Here is a 20539-nt window from a genome sequence, read left to right on the forward strand (position 1 = left end):
CGCATGCGTTTCCCTAGCCTGAAAGAACTCTCCGCCCGCGGCACCCGCAAGTGGACCGTCTATGACGAAGACGTCATCCCGCTGTGGATCGCCGAATCAGACTTCCTCACCGCGCCGGCGGTCAAGGAGGCCATCCAGGAGGCGGTCGACGCCGAATCCTTCGGCTACACCCCAGCGCCCAAGGCCTCCGAGCTCAACGCGGCAATAGCAAATTTCTACGAATCGCGCTACGGCTGGCGCCCAGAACACGTCTTCTGGATCGGGGATGTGGTGCGCGGCTTGTTGCTCGGCGTGCAGTACTTTACTGAGGGCGCGGTGGCCGTGCCGGTTCCCTCCTACCCGCCGCTGCTGGAGCTGCCGGAGACCGCCGGGCGCGAGAAGATTGAAACCTCGCTGGAGCTCGATGATATCGAGCGCGCCTTCCAGGCCGGCGCCGGCTCCATCCTGCTCTCCCACCCCTATAACCCGCTGGGCATTGTCTTTGATGAGGACTGGCTGCGAGGGCTGGTGGAGCTGGCGGAGAAGTACGATGCCCGCATCCTCTCCGATGAGATCCACGCCCCGCTGGTCTACGAAGGCCGCCACATCCCGCTCGGCGCTTTGTCCGACCGCGTTATTACCGTCACCGCCACGTCCAAAGCATGGAATACCGCAGGGCTAAAGTGCGCGCAGGTGATCTTCTCCAACACCGCGGACGTCGAGCGCTGGAACTCGCTGACCGGCGTAGCCAAGGACGGCACCGGCACGCTCGGCATCTTGGCGGCAGAGGCCGCCTACCGCCACGGCAGCGAGTTCCTTGACGAGGAAATCGAGTATCTGAAGAAGACCCGCGACTGGCTGGTGGAGGAGCTGCCCAAGCGCGTGCCTGGCCTCAAGACTTCCCACCCGCAGGCTACTTACCTTCTGTGGTTGGACTTTAGCGAGACCGCCATTGGGGATGACCCGAAGCCCGCGGCCTGGGTGCGTGAGCACGCCAAGGTAGCCCTCAACGAGGGTGTCACCTTCGGTACGGGCGGCGAGCATCATGCCCGTCTTAATTTCGCAACCTCACGCGAGCTGCTGGAAGAGGCGCTCGACCGGCTGGAGAAAGCATTTAGCTAAAATTTACATCTCATGTCATGGGCATTATCCTTAGAAAAATGTCCATAAATGACGTTCAGGCCCCCGCCCAGTCCGCTTCGAAGACGAGCTCGCCCATCGGCATCGTGATCGTTGCCTCCCTCATGCTCTTCTCCATGTTCTTCGGAGCGGGCAACCTCATCTTCCCGCCGGAGGTCGGTGTCTCCTCCGGCACCAACTTCTGGCCGGCCACCTTGGGCTTCCTCGCTGCTGGCGTGGCACTGCCGGTCTTGGCGGTGATCGCGGTGGCCATTTCCGGTCAATCCGTGCGAGACATCGGAAACCACGGCGGCAAGATCTTCGGCGTGGCCTTCTCCGTCATCGCCTACCTGGCCATCGGTGCCTTCTACGCCCTGCCGCGCACCGGCGCGGTCTCCATGGAGACTGCGATTACCCCGCTGCTCGGGTGGGAGGGCACCTTTGCCAACGGTGCCTTCAACGTCGTCTTCTTCCTCATCGCTTTGGCCCTGGCCTGGCGCCCGAATGACATCATCGACACCCTAGGAAAGTTCCTGACCCCGGCACTGGTCATCCTGCTCGCCGTCCTCATCACCCTCGCTACCGTGGCGAATCCCCGCGTTCCCGGCACCCCGACTGAGGAGTACGCTTCCGCGCCCTTCGTCACGGGTCTCTTTGAGGGCTACAACACCATGGACGCCATCGCGGGCCTGGCTTTCTCCATCGTCATCGTGACCTCGCTGCGTTCCAAGGGCTTCTCCACCGACCGGGCGCTGCTGCGCGGAACCATCACTTCCACCGTCATCGCCGGCGCGCTGCTCGCCGCTATTTATCTGGGCCTGGCGTGGATCGGCCAAACCATGCCGAACGGTGCATCCTACGATTCCGGCGCCGCCTTGCTTGCCGACGCCTCCAATCTCACCATGGGCAACGTCGGCCAGGCCGTCTTCTCCGCCATCGTCATCCTGGCGTGCATGACCACCGCCGTGGGCCTGATTTCCGCCACCTCGGAGTTCTTCGCCATGCTGGTACCGAAGACCACCTACCACTTCTGGGCTTGCTTGTTTACCGCACTGTCCATCGCCTTCGCCTTCCAGGGTCTGGACACGGTGCTTGCCATCGCGGTGCCCTTCATCGTGTTCTTGTACCCGCCGGCTATCTCGTTGATCGCGCTGACGCTTCTGCAGCCGGCGGTCAAAAAGAGGGTCACCTTCTACTGGGGCTTCCGCTTGGCGCTGTGGGTCTCCGTCCTGTGGTCCGCCGCCACTTCCTTCGGCGCCCCGCTCAGCTTCTCCCCTGGTCAAGACGTTGGCCTGGGCTGGGTAATTCCCACGCTCCTCGCATTTGCCATCGGGGTTATCATCGACGTTGTATCTACATCCTCGTCGAAGAAAAGTGAGTAGTCCATGACGCCTCGCGCGGCTCTATCCATCCTCGATTTCTGCACCATTTATGAGGGGGAGACTCCTTCTCAGTCCATGGCTAGGTCGGTCGAACTAGCGCAACAGGCGGAGGCCTTGGGCTTTAAGCGCATGTGGTACACCGAGCACCACAACATGCCCTCCATTTCCTCGTCCTCCCCGGCGGTGCTCATCGCCCACATCGGTGCGAAGACCGAGCGCATTCGCCTCGGTGCTGGTGGCATCATGCTGCCGAACCACGCGCCTTATGTTATCGCTGAACAATTCGGAACCCTCGCCGAGCTCTACCCCGGCCGCATCGACTTAGGCTTGGGCCGCGCACCCGGCACCGATATGAAGACCTTGGGCCGCGCCCTGCGCCGCGATAGAAACGCCGCCGAGCGCTTCCCCGAGGACGTCAAGGAGCTGCAGGGCTACCTTTCCGGCAAATCTCTCGTCCCCGGTGTGCAGGCTATCCCCGGCCACGGCACGAACGTGCCGATTTACATCCTGGGCTCCTCGCTTTTCGGTGCCTCGCTGGCCGCCAAGTTCGGGCTGCCTTATGCCTTCGCCTCGCACTTCGCCCCGCAGCACTTGGAAGCCGCCACGGCCTATTACCGCGAGAATTACCAGCCTTCCGAGGCCCACCCCGAGCCCTATGTCATCGCCGGTGTCAACGTCACCGCGGGGGATGACGCAGAAGAGGAATTCGAGAAGGTCTGCTTCCGCCGCGTGAAGGCCTTCGTCAGCCGCGGCAAGCAGCTCAGCGACGCCGACGTCGCCCGCATCATCGATTCCCCGCAGGGCCAGCAGATCATCAGCATGCTGCAATACTCCGCGGTCGGAAATGTAGAGCACGTGCGCGAGTACCTCACCGACTTCCAGAAGTTGGCGCAGGCGGACGAACTCATGATTTCCCTGCAATCCACAAGCCACAAGGCCGCGTTGGGTAACATGAGTAACCTGGCGCGCGCGTGGCAATTGTAGGCGTACGCGCATCGTTGCCCGTCACAGCGTTTTACATAGAGGAGGATCCCGGTGGCCCTTCGCGGTACTCAGCAGCACAGCATTATCGCTGATTATCTGCGCACCCTCATTCGCAGCAAGAAGCTTTCCCCTGGTGATTTCCTGCCCAGCGAGGCCGAGCTCTGCGAGCAATTCTCCTCCTCCCGCGGCCCCGTGCGCCAAGCCGTCGCGGCTTTGCGCTCGGAAGGGCTCATCTCCTCCGGCCGTGGCCGCCGCTCCGTCGTCCTCGGCCGTTTTACCTCGGAGTCCTTCGATTCCATTTACTCCGTTACGCACTGGCTGCGCGAGCGCGGCTTCGAGCCCGGCGCGTCCACGTTGTGGCTGGGGCGCTGCCCTGCTACCGATAGGGAGGCCGAGTTCCTGCGGGTAGAAACCGGCTCCCCCGTTATCTTTGTGCACCGCGTGCGCAGCGCCAACGGCATGCCCATCGCCATCGAGCGCATGTTCTTCCCATTGGACGTGGGCAGCCAGATCCTCAGCTTCGATGCCGACAATGAGTCCATCCACGATCACCTGCGCAAGCAGGGTGTGGACTTCGACAGCGTCAACCGCGAGCTCTCCCTTGCCTACGCCAGCGAGGAGGATGCGCGTTCCCTCAATGTCGAGCCCGGCATCCCGCTGTGGCGCCTGCACCTCGACATCTCGGATCACTCCGGACATCCCGTCGAGTGCACCGAAATCCTGTACCTCGGGGACCGCATGACGCTTGGTATGACGAACGTGCGCGGCACCACGTCCCCGCTCGAGGTCAAGCTGTCGGAAGGATGATGAGGGCCTGGATTGGTGCGCTGGGGGTGGTCGTGGGGGCGTCGTTAAGCGCGTGTTCTGCTGGCTCCACAGCAGTGGTTGATTCTGATTCCGCCGCGCTGACGCTGGCCACCACGACGCCGGCGACCTCCCTGGATTTCACCACCGTCGGCGGCGCCGCCATCCCGGCAGCCCTCATAAGCAACGTCTACGAAACCCTGGTGCGCATCTCCCCGGAGGGCGAGATCGTGCCCGGCCTGGCCGAGTCCTGGGAGGTGGACTCCACGCGCTACACCTTCCACCTGCGTGAGGCTTCCTTCTCGAACGGCGAGGCTTTCACCGCGCACACCGCCGCGTGGTCCATCAACGCGGTGAAGACGGAGTGGACGAACGGCATTAGCGCCCAGATGGACGTGGTGGAATCCGCCACGGCTGTCGACGATCACACGCTCGTTGTCACCCTTCACCGCCCCTCCGCTGGGTGGTTATGGTCTATGGGCACCGCTATTGGCGCGATGCGCACCCCCACTGACGCTGTGGGCACCGGCCCCTTCGCCGTCGCCGGCTTCTCCCCCAACGAATACATCGCCCTGCGCGCCCGCCCGGACTACTGGGGCACCCCGGCTGCCGAAGACATCACCATCCGCTACTTCCCGGATTCCCTCACCGCGGTTAACGCCCTGCGCTCCGGCGGGGTTGATGCGGTGTGGGGCGTGCAGAACCCCGAGCTGCTCGACACCCTCGATGACTCCATCGAAACCGCCGTGGGCACCACGAACGGCGAGGTGCTGCTATCCATGAATAACCAAGCAGCGCCTTTCGACGATCCCCGCGTGCGCCGCGCGGTGGCCTATGGCATCGACCGCCAGGCCGCCAACGAGATCCTCTGGGAGGGCCGCGCGAAAGATACCGGTGGCGCACCCGTCCCGCCGACCGATCCCTGGTTTAGCGGGAAGGACTACTACCCTTACGACCCGGCGCGCGCCCGCGCGCTGATGGAAGAGGCCGGGGCGGTGGGCACGCCGCTCACGCTCACCGTGCCGAGCCTGCCCTATGCGCAAACGCTCTCCGAGTTCCTCTACTCGCAGCTCACAGAGATGGGCTTTGAGGTCACGCTGGAAACCGCGGAGTTTCCCGCGGTGTGGCTGAGCCAAGTCATGGGCGCCAAGGACTATCAGATGTCGCTCGTCGCGCACGTCGAACCGCGCGATATCCCCACCATCTTTGGCAACCCTGACTATTACCTCGGCTACGATTCGCCGCAGGCCCGCACGCTTCTGGAGCAGGATGACATGAAAGGGGCCGTGGACCAGATCATGGAGGACATGCCCGCCCTGACCTTGATGAACATGCCCAATATCGTGCTCTACCGCGAGGGCCTGACCGGCCTGCAGCCGAATCAGATCACCGATGCCATTGAGTTGCGAGGAGTGCGATGAGAATCCTGCGCTTCCTCGGCACCATGTGGGCCGCCTCCATCATCATCTTCCTGCTCATGCGGGCCGTACCCGGAAACCCGGCGCGCGTGGCCTTGGGCGTCAACGCCACGGACGAGGCCGTGGAGAAGCTAACGCACTCCATGGGCCTGGACCGGCCGCTTCTCGTGCAGTACCTGGAGTGGATGAAAGGGCTGTTGACCGGCAACTTCGGAATCTCCCTGTCCTCGCAGCAGGACATCACCCCGCTGGTGATTGACCGCGCGCAGGTTACGCTGTTGCTCATTGGGCTGGCCATCGCCCTCGCCCTGGTCGGTGCTATCCCCATGGGCATCCTGCTCGCCCGCTTTCGCCTCCCCGTGCTCAATGCCGCCACGCAGCTGGGCATCGCGGTACCGAGCTTCCTCGTCGGTATTTTGCTGGTTGCCGTGTTCTCCGTGCACCTGGGATGGCTGCCGGCCAACGGCTGGCAGCTGCCTCGCGAGGGTTTGAGCCACCTCGTGCTTCCCGTCATCTCGCTGGCGCTGGTGCAAGGAGCGATGCTCACCCGCTACGTGCGCGCCACCCTCCGCGAGGAAATGGACAAGGACTATATCCGCACCGCCCGCTCCCTGGGTGAATCCCGCACCGGGGCGCTGATCCGTCACGGACTGCGCAATGCCGCCCTGCCGGTGCTCACCGTCACCGGCGTGCAGCTGAGCACCCTGGTGGTGGGCGCGGTGGTCATCGAGAACGTCTTCGTCATCCCAGGTCTTGGCTCAATGCTTCTCGACGCCGTCTCCACCCGCGACCTCACCACCGTCCAGACCCTCATCATGGTCTTCGTGACCTTCACGCTGACCGTCAACCTGCTCACGGATCTGGCCTACCGGGTCATCGATCCGCGGCTGAAGGAGGCGCGATGAAACCCGGCTATATTCTGGTGGGCCTGACCATCCTGCTCGCTATGGTCTCCCTGGTGTGGACGCCCTATGACCCGAACCTCATCTCCCCAGACCGCCTGGCCGGCCCCAGCCTGGAGCACCTCATGGGCACCGACCGCTTCGGGCGCGATACCTTCTCCCGCATCCTCGCCGGCGCCCAGATCACCGTGCTGGTGGGCGTGGTGGCGGTGGCCATCGCCGCCCTCATCGGGGTACCGCTGGGCATTATCGCCGGGATGCGCGGTGGTGGCTTCATCATGGCGGCCACCGACCTGCTGCTCGCCTTCCCCGCGCTCCTTCTGGCCATCGTCGCCGGCGCGGTGTGGGGCTCGTCGACGCTCACGGCGACCATCGCCATCGGCATCGCCGGCATCCCCTCCTTCATCCGGGTCACGCGCTCGGGCACGCTGCAAATCATGACGCAGGACTATATCGCCGCCGCCCGCATCTCGCGCGTGCCGCCGGCGCTCATCGCGTGGCGCCACGTCCTACCCAACCTCGGCGGCATCGTGGCCATCCAGGCCTCCGTCTACTTTGCGTTGGCCGTCCTCGCCGAAGCCGGCCTCTCCTACCTCGGCCTGGGCACTGCCCCGCCGACCGCCTCGTGGGGTCGCATGCTGCACGACGCCCAACCCCTCCTGGCCACCCACCCCCTCCAAGCGCTGTGGCCCGGGCTGGCCATCGCCGGCACCGTCCTCGGATTCAACCTGCTAGGAAGCCATGCTGACCGTCACTGATCTGCGCGTGGGCCCCGTCGGCCCCCTCTCCTTTTCCATCGCACCCGGCGAGCGCGTCGGCCTCATCGGCGATTCCGGCAGCGGCAAGTCCCTCACCGCCCTAGCCATCATGGGGCTGTTGCCCGACCACTTGCAGGCCACCGGCTCCATCCGCTTCAACGGCCAGGAGTTGCTGGGCATGCGCGACCGCGACCTGCGCAAGCTGCCGCTGGCCATGGTCTTCCAAGAGCCCATGACCGCGCTCGACCCGCTGATGAAGGTGCCCGGTTTCAACCGCTTCCCGCACCAGCTTTCCGGTGGGCAGCGCCAGCGCGCGCTCATCGAGATGGCCATGGCCCGCCACCCCAAGCTGCTCATCTGCGATGAGCCAACCACCGCCCTGGATCCCTTCACCCAGGAGGAGATCCTCTCCACCATCGTGGATGCCGCGGATAAGGAGGATACGGCGCTGCTGTTTATTAGCCATGACCGGGACGTCGTCAAGCGCGTGTGCGACCGCGTCGTGCGCATCGGCGAGCTCACCACTCCCGACCTCACCCCGCCGCCCATGCCCACCCTGGGCGACCCCGTCATCGAGCTGCAGAACGTGACCAAGGCCTACCACGGGGTGACCGCGCTGGACGACGTCTCCCTCACCGTCCGCGAGGGCGAGCGCCTCGGCATCGTCGGCGGTTCCGGCTCCGGCAAATCCACGCTGCTCAAGCTGCTCACGGGGCTGGCGGAGCCGACGTCGGGGACGGTGGCGGTGAAGAAGCGTGTGCACATGGTCTTCCAAGACCCTAAGGGCTCGCTCAACCCGCGCATGCCTATCTGGAAGATCGTGGCCGAGGGCGGCGGGACGCGCGAAGAAGCCGAGGCGGTGCTGCGGGAGGTCGGCATCGACGGCTTCGAGCGCTATCCCCGGGACTTCTCCGGCGGGCAGCGCCAACGCATCTCGCTGGCGCGCGCCGTGGTGGGCAAGCCAGAGATTCTGCTGGCGGACGAGGCCGTCTCGGCCCTGGATGCCACCTCGCGGGCCCAGGTCCTCGAGCTTCTACAGCGCGTAACGAAGGACATGACGCTGGTTTTCGTCTCCCACGACATTGACGTCGTGCGGCACTTATGCCCCACGGTGGCGGTGCTACAGGACGGCCGGCTCGTGGATCGCGGCGAAACGAGTAAGGTGTTCTCCCGATATGGAACACCCACTGCCGCAACGTCCTAATGCACTTCAGCTCTTTACCGCCTTTAACACCTCCGCGCGCCGCTGGCCCGGTGCCCTGCGCGCGGCGTTGGCGATCATTATCCCCGGCGGGATCGCTGTAGCGACGGGCCACCCGGATGCGGTACTGCTCATTTCGGCGGGCGCGTTCTCCGTCATTTATGGCGAGGGGCACCCCTACCGCACGCGACGCCGCGTGATCCTCACCGCTGGCGGGCTGCTCACGCTGGCGGCCACGGCTGGTTCCCTCGTCGGCGTGCATGGGCTGGCGCTGTCCGCGGTGTTTACGGTGGTGCTGGCGACGACCGGCGCGTTCGTGCAGAATGCGCTGCGGCTGCCGCCGCCGGGTTCCTTCTTCATCGTGATGGTGGCCGGCGGCTCCACGATGCTGCGCGGGGTCTCGCCCTGGGAGGTGGCCGCATGGAGCCTGGCCGGCGTGGCGGCGGGCTATGTGCTGGGCATGCTGCCGCGTTTCCGGGATCCGCACGGCCCGGAGACCCGCGCGGTGGCCGCGTTGGAGAAGGCCGCCGATGCCTTCGTGAACTCCGATAGCGATTTCCTGGCTCGCCACCACCAGGCGCAGTCCGCGATTTCCACGGCTTGGCAAGCGCTTGCCGACGCCGGCGTCATCCGCGGCGGTCGCATCCGCCACCCCGCCCAAGCGGAGCTGGTGCACCGCGCGCTGGCCGCGCAGCAGCGCATCGTGGCGCACCACAAGCAGGTCGGCGGCAACTCGGATGAGCTGTCTGATTCCCCCACCTACGTGGACCCGGACCGCACCACCATCCCGCACACCAAGCCGACGATGCGCTACCGCTTCTACCGCGCCGCGGTGGGCAATTCCCACGCGGTGGTAACAGCGGAAAAGATCGCGCTCGGTGGCCTGGCCACCGCGTTCATTGGCATGGCGCTGGGGCTCAACCGCCCGGACTGGGGCGCGGTCTCGGTGCTCCTGCTCTTGCAGTGGGGGCCGGACCGGGTTCCGGGAACGATTCGCGGTGTGCAACGTATGCTGGGCTCCGTCTTAGGAGTGTGCGTCTTTGCGCTCATTGCGTCCTTCAGCCCGCACGGCTGGGGGTTGGTGCTCGCGCTGGCCTTCTGCCAGTTCTGCGCAGAGATTCTGGTGGTGAAGAACTACGCCTTGTGCGTCATCTTCTCCACGCCGCTCGCTTTGCTCATGGGCAACTCTTCGGAGCACATGGCCCACACCATCGGCTCGCGCATGGCGGAGATTGGACTCTCCGTGGTCGTGGCGATGCTCTTCCTGTGGCTGTGGAAGCCGCGCGCCCAGCTGACCAACCACTACCGCCTGCAAACGCGCTGCTTCGAGGCGATGGCCGCCCTGCTCGGCGCGCTACTCATCAAGACCCCCGAGGAAGCGCTGGCACAGCGGCGCGACCTGCACTACGAGCTGCTCTCGGAACGGCGTAGCATCCAGTCGCTGGCGACCAACCACTCCGATATCAGCGAGTTCTGGGAGCGCCACACCGCCTTGCAACCGGCCGGCTACTTCCTCTTAGATTTCTGCGTGGTCAATCCGCTCTCGCAGCCCAGCCGCGCGGAATTGGACACGCTCATCGAGAAAATCACCGCAGCGGAAATGCGTCAATGATCTCGTAGCGGGGCCCACCGCCGCGCCCCTCTCCCAAGAAGGATTGGACGAGGTTGATTTCCGTAACCTCGAACTCGGGGCCGCGGTAGACGCTCAGTGCGTGCACCGCATCCGGGATGAGCCACGGATCACGCGTCCGCCTTCCGGCTCGGGCCAGCGTGAGATGCGGGTGCGATGGCTCAAGCATGAGGTGTTTGACCTGCCCTTTGACGCCTGCCCACAGCACCTGCTTCTCAAAAGACCCAGCGCCGCTCAGGCTCAGCGTGAGTGGGGACGCCTCAATGCCGCGCAGCGCCTCGCGGACCTCCACTGCGTCATTGGGCTGTTCCCCGAAAAAGTCGAGGGTGATGTGCCAGTTATCCGGGTCCGCCCACCGCAACCCGTTGTCCTTGAGCGGGCGCACAGCCCGTACGAGGTGCTCACGGGCCTCCGCGGAGGGAAAGAGGGCGCTGAAAAGGCGAATCATTTCACCGACAGCAAAAGGTTCGGATCGAGTACGTGTTCCTCCACGAGTTCGAAGAGAGCGAAGGCTTCCTCCAGCTCACGGACATTCTCATCAAAATTAGGCAGCGACATGGCATTCCAATCGACGCAGAAATAAGTGTCTTCATCCTAGCTCACAACACTGTCATTTCGCGCACCTGCGATAATGGTCACCATGAACTCTCGACAAGCCACCGGTCCCCCAGTAGGCATCTATCCCCACGACATGCACCCGGGCTTGGTCCCTGGCATCGGCGTGGAGGACCAACGCAACGCTTTCGCCCTCGACAAAATCACCTTTTTCAGCACCGCTACCTTCGTCGTAGCCTTCATCGTGTGGGGCATTAGCTCGCCAGAATCCGTCTCGGCCGCATCCTCCTCCGCCTTTTCCTGGGCCATCACGAACGCCGGGTGGCTGCTCAACATCACCATGATGATGGCCGTAGCCACCATGCTCTACATCGGTTGCTCCCGCCTAGGCCGCATCAAGCTCGGTACCGATGACGAAGAGCCTGAGTTCGGCTGGTTTAGCTGGGTCGCCATGATGTTTGGCGCCGGCATCGGCGTCGGCATCTTCTTCTACGGCCCGTCAGAGCCGCTGTCGCACTACCTCACCCCGCCGCCGCACACCGTCGACGGCAACAGCGTCGAGGCCCTGCACCAGGCCATGGCCCAGGCGCACTACCACTGGGGAATCTCGCCCTGGGCAGCCTATGCCCTCGTCGGCGGCGCCATCGCCTATTCCTCCTACCGCCGCGGACGCGTCCCTCTGGTGTCCTCGATTTTCAAGCCGCTGTTCGGCTCCCGCGATACCGACGGCCCGCTGGGCAAGCTTATCGACGTCCTCGCCCTCGTCGCCACGCTCTTCGGCACCGCCGCCACACTGGGTCTTTCCGCCATCCAGATCGGCCAAGGCGTCTCCATCATCCGTGGTGCCGGCCCGCTGACCAACTCCGTGCTCATCGTGATCATTGCGGTCCTGGGCTGCGGTTTCATCATCTCGGCGGTCTCGGGTGTCTCCCGCGGCGTGCGCTATCTCTCTAATTTCAACATCACGGTGACACTCGGCTTGGTCATCTTTGTCTTCTTCACCGGTCCGACCTTGCTCCTGCTCAATCTCGTGCCCTCCGGCATCGTGACCTACATCGACCAGCTTTTGCCGATGATGGCCAAAGGCCTGTCCTGGGGCGATGAAACCGTCGAGTTCCAGTCCTACTGGACTGCGTTCTACTGGGCGTGGTGGATTGCCTGGACGCCGTTCGTCGGCATGTTCGTGGCCCGTATCTCCCGTGGCCGCACGCTGCGCGAATTCACGGCCGTGACCGTCTTCGCCCCTTCCCTCATCCTCATCCTGGCCTTCACCATCTTCGGCGGCACGGCCATTACCTTCCAGCGCGAAGAACTACCCAACTTTGATGGCTCCGCCTCCGGCGAGCAGGTTCTTTTCGCCATGTTCGACAACCTGCCGCTGAGCAGCATCACGCCTTTCATTTTGATCCTGGTGCTGGCGGTCTTCTTCATCACCTCTGCGGATTCCGCATCGGTCATCATGGGAACCATGTCCTCCAAGGGCAATCCCGCCCCGAACAAGATCATCGTTATCTTCTGGGGCCTGTGCATGATGGGCATCGCTGTTGTCATGCTTCTGACCGGTGGTGAGGACGTGCTCACAGGCCTGCAGAACCTGACAATCCTCTCAGCGCTACCTTTCTGCATCGTGCTGCTCGTCATGATGGTGGCCTTCATCAAGGACCTGCGCTCCGACCCGGTATTCATCCGCCGCGCCTACGCGCGTGCCGCGGTGGAAAACGCCGTCGTGCGTGGCATCGAGGAGCACGGCGATGATTTCGAGATCACCGTCGAGCACGCCGACGAGGGCCGCGGTGCCGGCTCCGACTTCGACTCCTCAGCGCACCGCTACACAGACTGGTACCAGCGCACCGATGAAAAGGGCGAGAATGTAGACTACGACTTCGACACCGATACCTGGGCCGATGGCTACGACCCGAACTCTGAGCAGAAGGAGACCTAAGTGGGCATCCCCGACGATGTCGTCCTCGACGGCTACACGCTTATCGAACAGCACGAAGTGGACCACGAGTTCCTCATCAATGGCTCGCCGCTCGCCGTGGATACGCCTCTGCTATTCGCACTCACGATTGTTGGTGTTCTCCTCGTGGCGGCCAGCTTCTTCCTGCGCAGGCCGGGCCGCATCATCGCCGGGCTCTTGGGCGCGATCCTGACGCTGACCAAGCTGTGGTGGATGCCCATCGCACTGGCCCAACAGTTCAACGACAGCCAGGTCTTTGGCTACACGCTGAAGTACTACCCCCAGTACTGGCCGGCGGCCTCCATCATCGTGGTGGTCATCGCAATCATCGGCATCATTTCCGCCTTCCTCCGCCGAGGCTAGCGCGACTCCAACACCGCAATCGCAATGTGCACGCGGTTGGTACCGCCCAGCTTGTCCAAGATGTGCTTGATATGGGTCTTCACCGTGGTCACGGAAACGTAGAGCTGTCCGGCAATCTCCTGGTTGTCTAGGCCCTGGGCCACCAGCTCCGCCACCTCGTTTTCGCGCTGGCTTAAGCCCTCCAGTGGGCGGGGCTCAGGCGACTTGGCTGCGGTTGTGGGCGCAGGCTCAGGACGCTTGAGCGCCAGCAAATTCTTCAGCGCCTTCGGGCTCAGCAGCTGCTGTCCTGCGGCCACGGCCCGCACCGCCGAGACCAGTCCTTCCGGCTCGATGGTCTTCAGCAAGAACCCCATCGCGCCGGCGTGTAGCGCATCCACGATGAACTCATCCGTATCAAAAGCGGTGAGCATGACCACCGGAAGGTCTGGCGCGCTCGCGCGCAGCTGTCCGGCCGCCTCGATGCCGTCCATCACGGGCATGCGGATATCCATGAGAACGACATCCGGTTGCAGATCCAGCACGCGGGCCACGCCATCGCGCCCATTGCCGGCCTCGGCCACCACCTCGATGTCTGCTGCGCCTTCCAGGATGAAGCGGATACCGCGCCGCAGTGCCTGCTCGTCATCGACTAACACCACTGAAATCATTACGCGTGTGCCTCCTCCGGTAGCTCGAGGACCCAGGTGAAGGTGGAGGCGTCGTCAAGCACTATGAAGGTGCCTCCCGCCAGCCGGGCGCGTTCCTCCAGCCCCAACAGGCCATTGCCGCCGCCGGACTTCGGCTGGTGCGTCACCTTCTTATTCTGCATGGTCACCCGCACCTTATCCTCCTCGTTCTCCACGGTGAGCCTTACCTTCTGCCCCGGCGCGTACTTGCGCGCGTTGGTCAGCCCCTCCTGCACGGCGCGGCCCAGCGTGTGAGCTGCCATCGTGCTAAGCCTATCGATGCTCTCATGCGCGTCCCCTTTCTCATACCGCACCTTCGTCCCCGTCGCCCGTGCGCGCTCGATGTGTTCTTCGATGCTCGCGCGCGGATCCACCCGATCGTCCACGCGCAGCGCCTTGATCACCCCGCGCAGATCCTCCACAGCGGCCTTGGCCTCCGACTGGATGGTGTCTGCCGCCTCGGCGATGTGCTCTGGGTCCGCATCCTTGCGGTAGCTCAGGCCACCCGCGTACACGGAAATAAGGCTGAGCCGATGCGAGAGGGAATCGTGGATATCGCGGGCAATGCGGTTGCGTTCCTCCAGACGCGCCCGCTCCTCGCGCGAGCGCAGCTGGTCCTCATTAAGCTCCGCCAAGCTCACCAGCGTGACCTCGCGCTGGCGGCGCTGCGCGCGCACCGAGCCCGTAATCCAGGCAACGATGAGCACGATGGTTCCAAAGAACCCGTAACCGAAAACTGACAAGTAATTTACCTGCAGTTCAGGCACCGCCATGACGATTACATATGAGGCCACCAGTATCACCGTCCCCGCCAGGGACCACCGCAGGCTACCGCGTGAGATGAGCGAGGTCAGCACCACCAGCACTGAGAGCGACAACGGGCTAAACCCGCCCACCGCTAGGACGAGCAGCGCCACAATCAGCGCCACCGGGTGGCCCAGGTACTCCTCGTGAATGTTGCGTTCCCGCCGTGAGTGGTGCAGGGCGAAGGGCAGCAGAAGCCACGTGGCAATGTTGAGCAGAGCCATGACGCCGGAAACCATGGCTTGCTCGTCCGACCCGTCATAATTCTCGAGTTGGAGGATCCACGAAGCCGAATCCGCTATCGCGCAGAGCATAATAAGCAGGACCGTGATCCATAGTGGTCGCGTCTTTCTCGTCATGGTTGACACGATAACTCTCCCCCAGGGTATGGAAATCCTCCCTGCGGAGGATACCGGCACCCCGGGCGCAGTTCATAACCTAAACCGCATGAGAAGAACACAGACTTTATATGAACTGCTTACCGCCGCCGGGCTGGTGTTCGCCGTTTATGATTTCTCCCAAGGTCCTTTCGTCACTACCAGCGCGCTCGCCGCAGTGTTGTACGCGGCCGTGGCACTTGGTCTCACGTTGCTGATTTTGCGCAAGCACCCGGGCATTGCGCACGGGGTGGTGTGGGGCATTGCGGTTTCCAGAGTCGCCGGTCAGCTCAACGAGAGCATGAACCACCTCCTCATCCGCACGGTCCCAGACTGGCTGGTCATCGCTGGCATCGCCCCACTCACCGAGGAGGTCCTCAAATTCCTCGGCGTCATCTTCATTTGCACCTGCGTCATCCGGTCCCGCCACTGGGCGGATTACGTTTTCGTCGGCGTGGCCGTGGGGATGGGTTTTAGCGTGAGCGAAAACGCCGTCTACTACGTCAACATGACGCTGGAGAACCTCGATTCTGATATCAGGGGAACGCTGCTGGCGGTGCTTGTCCGCTTCATCGCGAATCCGCTCATGCATTCCTTCTTCACCGCAATCGCGGCTTACGGGCTCTCCCGCAGGCAACCGGTGCGTTGGTTGCTCATCGCCATGGCGGTGCACTTCACCGCCAATTTCGGCCCGTCTATCTCTACCGCGTTTGAGGACGCCTTCTGGCCCATCTTCCCCACCTTCCTCATCCTCATCGGCCTGTGGGTCGCCACGATTGTCAGTATTGTGAAACTCCGCAAAATCCTCCCTGCGGAGGATACCGGGGTCAAACCGCAGCTCTTAGGGTCAAAAGCATGAGAAACACACTGATTTATTCCTGCATCGGCGTCCTCGCCGCAGTACCGCTTGCCGACGCCCTCCTCCCCGACCCCACTCCCGACACCACCCCCGTGCGCGGCATCCCGGAGCTCGAATGCCCGGAGGATCCGTACGCCTCCTCGCAGACCTGGAACTGCGGGAGCGCGACCATCATTTCGGAGGAAGGCAGCTCCTCCCACGAGGTCGAGACCTACCTGCCGCGGCAGCACCGTTCCTTTACCGGGACCAGCGCGCTGACCGACGCCCCCATCACCACCCAGGCTGCCGAGCTCTACCGCGTCGAGGACGGCGACGGCATCACGCTGTCTCAGCGGCACAACAACACCATCTCCTTCCTCCACATCTACGGACCGAAGGCACGTGACTTCGCCGACCGCGTGCAGCCGGAGGACGCATGAAGTACCTGTACTACCTGCTGACCCTCGGCGCGCTGGCCGTGTCCGCCTTCCACTACACCCGCGAACCCTTTCTACCCGCAAGTGCTCTGGCCGCCGTGATCTTCGCCGCCGTACTCGTCCCCCTCACGCTGTTCCTCCTGCGCCGCCGGCCGGGAATTGCCCACGGCGTGGTGTGGGGCTTCGCGTTCTCCGGGCTCGCCGTGGAGCTCAATACGAACATGACACACCTCCTTGCCCGCGCGGGCCTAGAGTGGCTGGGCGCTGCGGGATATGCGCCGCTCATCGAGGAAGTGCTGAAGTTCCTCGGCGTGCTGCTTATCTGCACCTTCGTCATCCGGCCCCGCAGTTTGCTCGACTACGTCTTCGTGGGCGTGGCCGTGGGTATCGGTTTCACTGTGGGTGAGGACGCAACCGCCTTCGCGCGCATGACGGTGGATAACCTCGATTCGGATACCGCCGGGGCAATCGCGGCGGTGGTTATCCGATTGGTATCCAACCCGCTCTCCCACTCGCTGTTCACCGGTCTCAGCGCCTATGGCCTGTCCCAGAAGCAGCCGATGCGCTGGCTTATTTTCGCCATCGCGGTGCACGCCACGAAGAACCTCTTCCCGTCGTTAAGCACTGCGCTCGACGACGCCATCTGGCCCCTCCTCGCCGGCATGGTCGTCGTGCTCGCCGAATGGGTAGCCACCATCTGGGGCACTATTGCGCTGCGGAAGAAGGCGGCTGCGCATCCGACCCCGTCCCCTGCACCGGCGCACGCATAGCCTTCGTGGCCGGCGAGGGGTGGGCGTCCTCGGCGGCGAGGCGCTCAAAGGCCACCGCCGCCAGGGCCGCGGCTTGGTCTCCCAGGACGGAATCATCAAAGCGCACCAACGGCGAGTGGTTCCACTCGCGCATGTGCTCCGGGGTGTGCGGATCACCGGTGCCGAACCACATGAACGTGCCCGGTACCTGGGCGAGCACCGCGCCGAAGTCCTCCGAGGCCATCATTGGTGTGTCCATGGTCAGTACGTTTTCCGCCCCGAACATGCCGGCCCACAACGACGCCGCGAACTGGTCCTCGCGCGGTGAGGTCTTCGTGGCCGAATACAAAACCTCAAAGTCCACCTTCGCGGTACAACGGTGCGAGGCCGCCACGGAGCTTGAGACCTCGATGATCATCTGGCGGACGGCGTCGATGTGTTCGTCGCGAAGCACGCGCACCGTCGCGCCCAGCTCCGCCTTGTCCGGGATGACGTTGACCGCCCCGTCGCCCGCGCGCAGGTTGGTCACCGTGATAACAATCGGCGAGTTCGCGTCGAAGCGCCGGGTCAGCGCCACCTGCAGCGCCACCTGGATCTCCGCCAAGGCGGCAACCGGATCAATCGCATCGTGCGGGCGTGAACCATGCCCGCCCTTGCCGTAGACGGTGATACCCAGGTTCGAGGACGAGGCCATCATCGGCCCGGCGATGTGATGGAAGGTACCCCGATCCTGCGGGCCGACGTGCAGGCCGTAGGCGGCAATGGGGCGGCGGCCAGCAGCGTCGAGCACGCCCTCATCAATCATCGGCTGCGCACCACCCGGGCCTTCCTCGCCCGGCTGGAACATGAAGATGACATCGCCCAACAGCTCCTCGCGGTGGCGGCAGAGCATCTTGACCGCGCCGATAAGCCCCGCCGTGTGCAGGTCGTGGCCACACGCATGCATGTTGTTATTCGTCGAAGCGAAAGGGCTACCGGTCTGCTCGCGCACCGGCAAACCGTCCATGTCCGCGCGCAGCAGCACCGACACCGGGCGCTCGCCGCGCTTGCCGCCGCGCAGCACCGCCACAACGGAGCTCAAGTCGCGCCCGAGCTGAATCTCCAGCGGCAGGCCTTTAAGAGCTTCGAGCACCTTCTCCTGCGTGCGCGGCAGGTGCAGCCCGACCTCAGGGTTCTGGTGCATATCGCGACGGAACTCCTGCAACTCCGGAAGCAGCTCCCGGCCTTCCTCCACGAACACTTGGCTGGCCAAACGCTCCCCCAGCTTGGCCGAAACCATCGGAAGCGGTGGCAGTTGCTGACGGTGGCGCGGTGCCATCTTCATGGTGTCATCCTTTCCGAGCATGTGCGCCGAGCATACCGGAATCTGTATTAAGGTAGCCGTTTATGAAGCTCTTCTCCGCGCTGGTGGCCAGCTCCCTGATGTTCACGCCCGGCTCCTCCTACCAACTGTCGAGCCGCGACGAGGCCTCATCGCAGTGGGCCGTGGACACCATGTTCAACGTCATCGATGGCTTGGGTACCTCCTCCCACCTACTCACCGACGCATGGTCTACGGAGCAGGAAGAGTACCCGTACCCGATTAAAGAAATCGACGAGGTCTCCCTCGTGGAGCGGCGCGCCACCGACGAACCTGGCCGCGAGAAGTGGATCGTGTCTTCGCCGTCGATGGGGCGCGATATTCCCGTCGACGTCGTCGTGGGCAACGGCGGGCCCGTTGTGTACTTTCTCGAGGGCGTAGATTCCCCGGAGACCTCGAACTGGATCACCAAGGGCCACGTGCGCCGCGTGTTTGGGGATACGGATGCGAGCGTGGTGATTCCGTCGCAAGGCGCAGGTTCCATGTGGACCGATTGGAGAGAGGACGACCCCAAGCTGGGGCGCCACAAGTGGGAAACTTTTGTCACCACCGAACTCGCGCCGCTGGTGGAGGCAGAGCTCAACCACAACGGCAAGCGCGGGCTCATTGGATTGTCCATGGGAGCGTCGGGCGCGGTAATGATGGCGAACAACAACCCGGGTTCCTTTAATGGCGTGGCGGGAATTTCCGGCTGCTATTCCACCACCAGCCAGGTGGGCCAGGGCACGGTGGACTTGACGGTGCGCACCAAGGGCGGCGACCCAACGAACATGTGGGGCCCGCGCGGATCGGAGGATTGGCTACGCAATGACGTCATGTCCCACCCGGAGGGGCTGCGCGGCACGGCGCTGTACCTCGCCGCGGCCTCGGGCGCATGGACGGACGAGGAACTGGCGGCCTACCCCGGAAAGTCCGTCAATGACCGCATCGGGGGCACCCTTTTGGAGGCCGGCTCGCGTCGCTGTACGGAGGAGTTTTCTGCCGCGCTTGCCGACGCCTCCATCCCCCACACCACCGACTATCTCACCGAAGGCACCCACGACTGGGTGATGTTTGGCAAGCAATTGCAGCCGGCGTGGGATGCGATTAAACCAGCGCTCTACTAACGTCGACAGCATGTCCCAATTCCGCAGCGCTTTCCTCCCTGCCGCCATCCTCGTGGCCGGGCTTGTCCTCCTCGCAGTGTTCTACGTAGGCCTAAGCCGCCATTACAACTCTCAGGAGCTCCAAGCGCTTATCGAGGGCGCCACTGCCAACGGCCAGGACTATACCGTTGTCATCCACAACGAGTTGACTGGGAGCTATTCGTTTAACGCCGAGTAATTCTGCGTTTCGGTTGCGGGGTGTTGGGGCCTGCCTCGAGGTTCGTGCCCATGGGCAGGAATTAGAAACCTACATCCGCCACCGCATTCGGAGATCGCGCTGGTGGACCAAAGAACCCAGCAAGCCAGAGGACTTGCACGCGAGCAGCTCTGGAGAGGCCTCGATCTGCGGGGCCTCCCATCTCTACCCCTTTTCACTTCCAAAACTAGGGATAGACAGCTAACACCCGATGCGCTATAGTTAACACACTTTTAAGATTGTCACCTAACTCACATCAGGCGACATTTTTCGACCACCCTTTGGCTTTCGCACTTTGGAAACGAATTCAGAGCCGGGCCAGCCCCCTTCGGATAGATTCATCTGACATCACGATTAACACGAGCCATTTAGAGATGGATTCCAAATGCATTTTATACGACAAGTTATTACACAATCTTGGAAACTATCGCCTTGGAACAACTTTTTAGTCCTCGTCTCCATTGTAATCTCGTCAATTTGTACCGTCATTGCCCCGTATGTTCTCGGCAGTGGAGTCAGCTCTCTCCTTAATAGTTCAAACAGAGAGGACTTCATTACAATTGGCCTACAGCTTTCTATACTCTATTCGCTGATTTGGTTTTTAGGAACATCCTCAAGATACATATTGTTTCCAACGTATGGAACGATTGAGCAAAAGCTGCAGTCAGAGCGGATGGCTAGGTCTCTCACCGATAGCATCGATGCCAGCCCTAGCGCACGTTCGCATGCTGATAATGGAGAGATTTCATTTGCCATTGATAGCGAGGCTTCCGCATATCGTGACACATTGTCCAGCATTTACCTGTCTATATTGCCGGCAACCATTTCTTTAGTCTCCGGTATTTTCCTAGTCATTGTTGCCAGCACTTGGTTAGAAGGAAGGGCCTGACCCCCGGAAAGTAGACACGTCGGG

At 63.2% G+C, this 20539-nt stretch carries 20 protein-coding genes; 16 read left to right on the top strand and 4 right to left on the bottom strand.

Translation table 11 applies throughout. The features are described 5' to 3' along the window. Positions 1–3: 3 nt before the first annotated feature. From HMPREF2526_RS01660 to HMPREF2526_RS01700, 9 genes are read left to right on the top strand one after another with little or no spacing between them, the layout of a single operon-like run. Entirely contained in the window at positions 4–1101 is a 1098-nt protein-coding gene (locus HMPREF2526_RS01660; RefSeq protein ID WP_046649024.1) for a MalY/PatB family protein, read from the top strand. Between the two features lie 38 nt (positions 1102–1139). Further along, positions 1140–2480: a branched-chain amino acid transport system II carrier protein gene (gene brnQ / locus HMPREF2526_RS01665; RefSeq protein ID WP_049154806.1), complete on the top strand. Its 1341-nt coding sequence runs from the start codon at positions 1140–1142 to the stop codon at positions 2478–2480. A 3-nt stretch (positions 2481–2483) separates the two neighbouring features. Then, positions 2484–3464 carry an LLM class flavin-dependent oxidoreductase gene (locus tag HMPREF2526_RS01670; RefSeq protein WP_070545455.1) on the top strand — a complete coding sequence of 327 codons (981 nt, stop codon included), beginning with the start codon at positions 2484–2486 and terminating at the stop codon, positions 3462–3464. A gap of 51 nt (positions 3465–3515) precedes the next feature. After that, positions 3516–4271, top strand: coding sequence for a GntR family transcriptional regulator (locus tag HMPREF2526_RS01675; protein ID WP_070545457.1), 756 nt, complete (start codon positions 3516–3518; stop codon positions 4269–4271). Further along, a complete protein-coding gene (locus HMPREF2526_RS01680; RefSeq protein ID WP_070545459.1) occupies positions 4271–5689 on the top strand; it encodes an ABC transporter substrate-binding protein in 1419 nt (472 codons plus the stop codon). Before HMPREF2526_RS01675 ends, HMPREF2526_RS01680 begins: the two co-directional genes overlap by 1 nt. Continuing rightward, entirely contained in the window at positions 5686–6591 is a 906-nt protein-coding gene (locus HMPREF2526_RS01685) for an ABC transporter permease (protein WP_070545461.1), read from the top strand. The genes HMPREF2526_RS01680 and HMPREF2526_RS01685 overlap by 4 nt, the downstream gene beginning before the upstream one ends. Further along, a complete protein-coding gene (locus HMPREF2526_RS01690; RefSeq protein ID WP_070545483.1) occupies positions 6588–7346 on the top strand; it encodes an ABC transporter permease in 759 nt (252 codons plus the stop codon). Before HMPREF2526_RS01685 ends, HMPREF2526_RS01690 begins: the two co-directional genes overlap by 4 nt. Then, positions 7330–8550: an ATP-binding cassette domain-containing protein gene (locus HMPREF2526_RS01695; RefSeq protein WP_070545463.1), complete on the top strand. Its 1221-nt coding sequence runs from the start codon at positions 7330–7332 to the stop codon at positions 8548–8550. Before HMPREF2526_RS01690 ends, HMPREF2526_RS01695 begins: the two co-directional genes overlap by 17 nt. Further along, positions 8522–10159 carry an FUSC family protein gene (locus HMPREF2526_RS01700; RefSeq protein WP_070545465.1) on the top strand — a complete coding sequence of 546 codons (1638 nt, stop codon included), beginning with the start codon at positions 8522–8524 and terminating at the stop codon, positions 10157–10159. The genes HMPREF2526_RS01695 and HMPREF2526_RS01700 overlap by 29 nt, the downstream gene beginning before the upstream one ends. Here the strand turns inward: HMPREF2526_RS01700 and thpR are convergent. Continuing rightward, complete coding sequence (gene thpR / locus HMPREF2526_RS01705; RefSeq protein WP_083295496.1) at positions 10134–10625, bottom strand: RNA 2',3'-cyclic phosphodiesterase; 492 nt, start codon at positions 10623–10625, stop codon at positions 10134–10136. The genes HMPREF2526_RS01700 and thpR overlap by 26 nt on opposite strands. Before the next feature lie 183 nt (positions 10626–10808). On the opposite strand from thpR, the gene HMPREF2526_RS01710 reads away from it, so the two are divergent. After that, entirely contained in the window at positions 10809–12674 is a 1866-nt protein-coding gene (locus HMPREF2526_RS01710; protein ID WP_070513640.1) for a BCCT family transporter, read from the top strand. Beyond that, complete coding sequence (locus HMPREF2526_RS01715; RefSeq protein ID WP_070545467.1) at positions 12675–13055, top strand: hypothetical protein; 381 nt, start codon at positions 12675–12677, stop codon at positions 13053–13055. Here HMPREF2526_RS01715 and HMPREF2526_RS01720 read toward each other — a convergent pair. Together HMPREF2526_RS01720 and HMPREF2526_RS01725 are read right to left on the bottom strand one after the other, a co-directional pair. Continuing rightward, positions 13052–13702, bottom strand: coding sequence for a response regulator (locus tag HMPREF2526_RS01720; protein WP_070545468.1), 651 nt, complete (start codon positions 13700–13702; stop codon positions 13052–13054). The two genes, HMPREF2526_RS01715 and HMPREF2526_RS01720, sit on opposite strands and share 4 nt — an antisense overlap. Further along, a complete protein-coding gene (locus tag HMPREF2526_RS01725; protein ID WP_246819843.1) occupies positions 13702–14883 on the bottom strand; it encodes a sensor histidine kinase in 1182 nt (393 codons plus the stop codon). Before HMPREF2526_RS01725 ends, HMPREF2526_RS01720 begins: the two co-directional genes overlap by 1 nt. An 88-nt stretch (positions 14884–14971) precedes the next feature. Between HMPREF2526_RS01725 and HMPREF2526_RS01730 the strand changes: the two genes are divergently transcribed. Genes HMPREF2526_RS01730 through HMPREF2526_RS01740 form a run of 3 tightly spaced genes read left to right on the top strand, consistent with a single transcriptional unit; the run spans position 14972 to position 16946 of the window. After that, on the top strand, positions 14972–15760 hold the full coding sequence (locus tag HMPREF2526_RS01730) for a PrsW family glutamic-type intramembrane protease (protein ID WP_083295497.1): 789 nt from the start codon (positions 14972–14974) through the stop codon (positions 15758–15760). Further along, a complete protein-coding gene (locus HMPREF2526_RS01735; RefSeq protein ID WP_046649005.1) occupies positions 15757–16179 on the top strand; it encodes a hypothetical protein in 423 nt (140 codons plus the stop codon). The genes HMPREF2526_RS01730 and HMPREF2526_RS01735 overlap by 4 nt, the downstream gene beginning before the upstream one ends. Further along, positions 16176–16946: a PrsW family glutamic-type intramembrane protease gene (locus tag HMPREF2526_RS01740; RefSeq protein ID WP_070545472.1), complete on the top strand. Its 771-nt coding sequence runs from the start codon at positions 16176–16178 to the stop codon at positions 16944–16946. Before HMPREF2526_RS01735 ends, HMPREF2526_RS01740 begins: the two co-directional genes overlap by 4 nt. On the opposite strand, the gene HMPREF2526_RS01745 is transcribed toward HMPREF2526_RS01740, so the two are convergent. Further along, the gene (locus tag HMPREF2526_RS01745) at positions 16882–18249 is read right to left on the bottom strand and encodes a M20 metallopeptidase family protein (protein ID WP_070545473.1); all 1368 of its coding nucleotides are present in this window, start codon (positions 18247–18249) and stop codon (positions 16882–16884) included. The two genes, HMPREF2526_RS01740 and HMPREF2526_RS01745, sit on opposite strands and share 65 nt — an antisense overlap. A 62-nt stretch (positions 18250–18311) precedes the next feature. Between HMPREF2526_RS01745 and HMPREF2526_RS01750 the strand changes: the two genes are divergently transcribed. Both HMPREF2526_RS01750 and HMPREF2526_RS01755 read left to right on the top strand, forming a co-directional pair. Further along, a complete protein-coding gene (locus tag HMPREF2526_RS01750) occupies positions 18312–19391 on the top strand; it encodes an alpha/beta hydrolase (protein WP_070545474.1) in 1080 nt (359 codons plus the stop codon). A gap of 10 nt (positions 19392–19401) precedes the next feature. Next, positions 19402–19608 carry a hypothetical protein gene (locus tag HMPREF2526_RS01755; RefSeq protein ID WP_070545476.1) on the top strand — a complete coding sequence of 69 codons (207 nt, stop codon included), beginning with the start codon at positions 19402–19404 and terminating at the stop codon, positions 19606–19608. The last annotated feature ends 931 nt before the right edge of the window (positions 19609–20539 follow it).

The sequence above is a fragment of the Corynebacterium sp. HMSC070E08 genome (assembly GCF_001808895.1).
Taxonomy (GTDB): domain Bacteria; phylum Actinomycetota; class Actinomycetes; order Mycobacteriales; family Mycobacteriaceae; genus Corynebacterium; species Corynebacterium hiratae.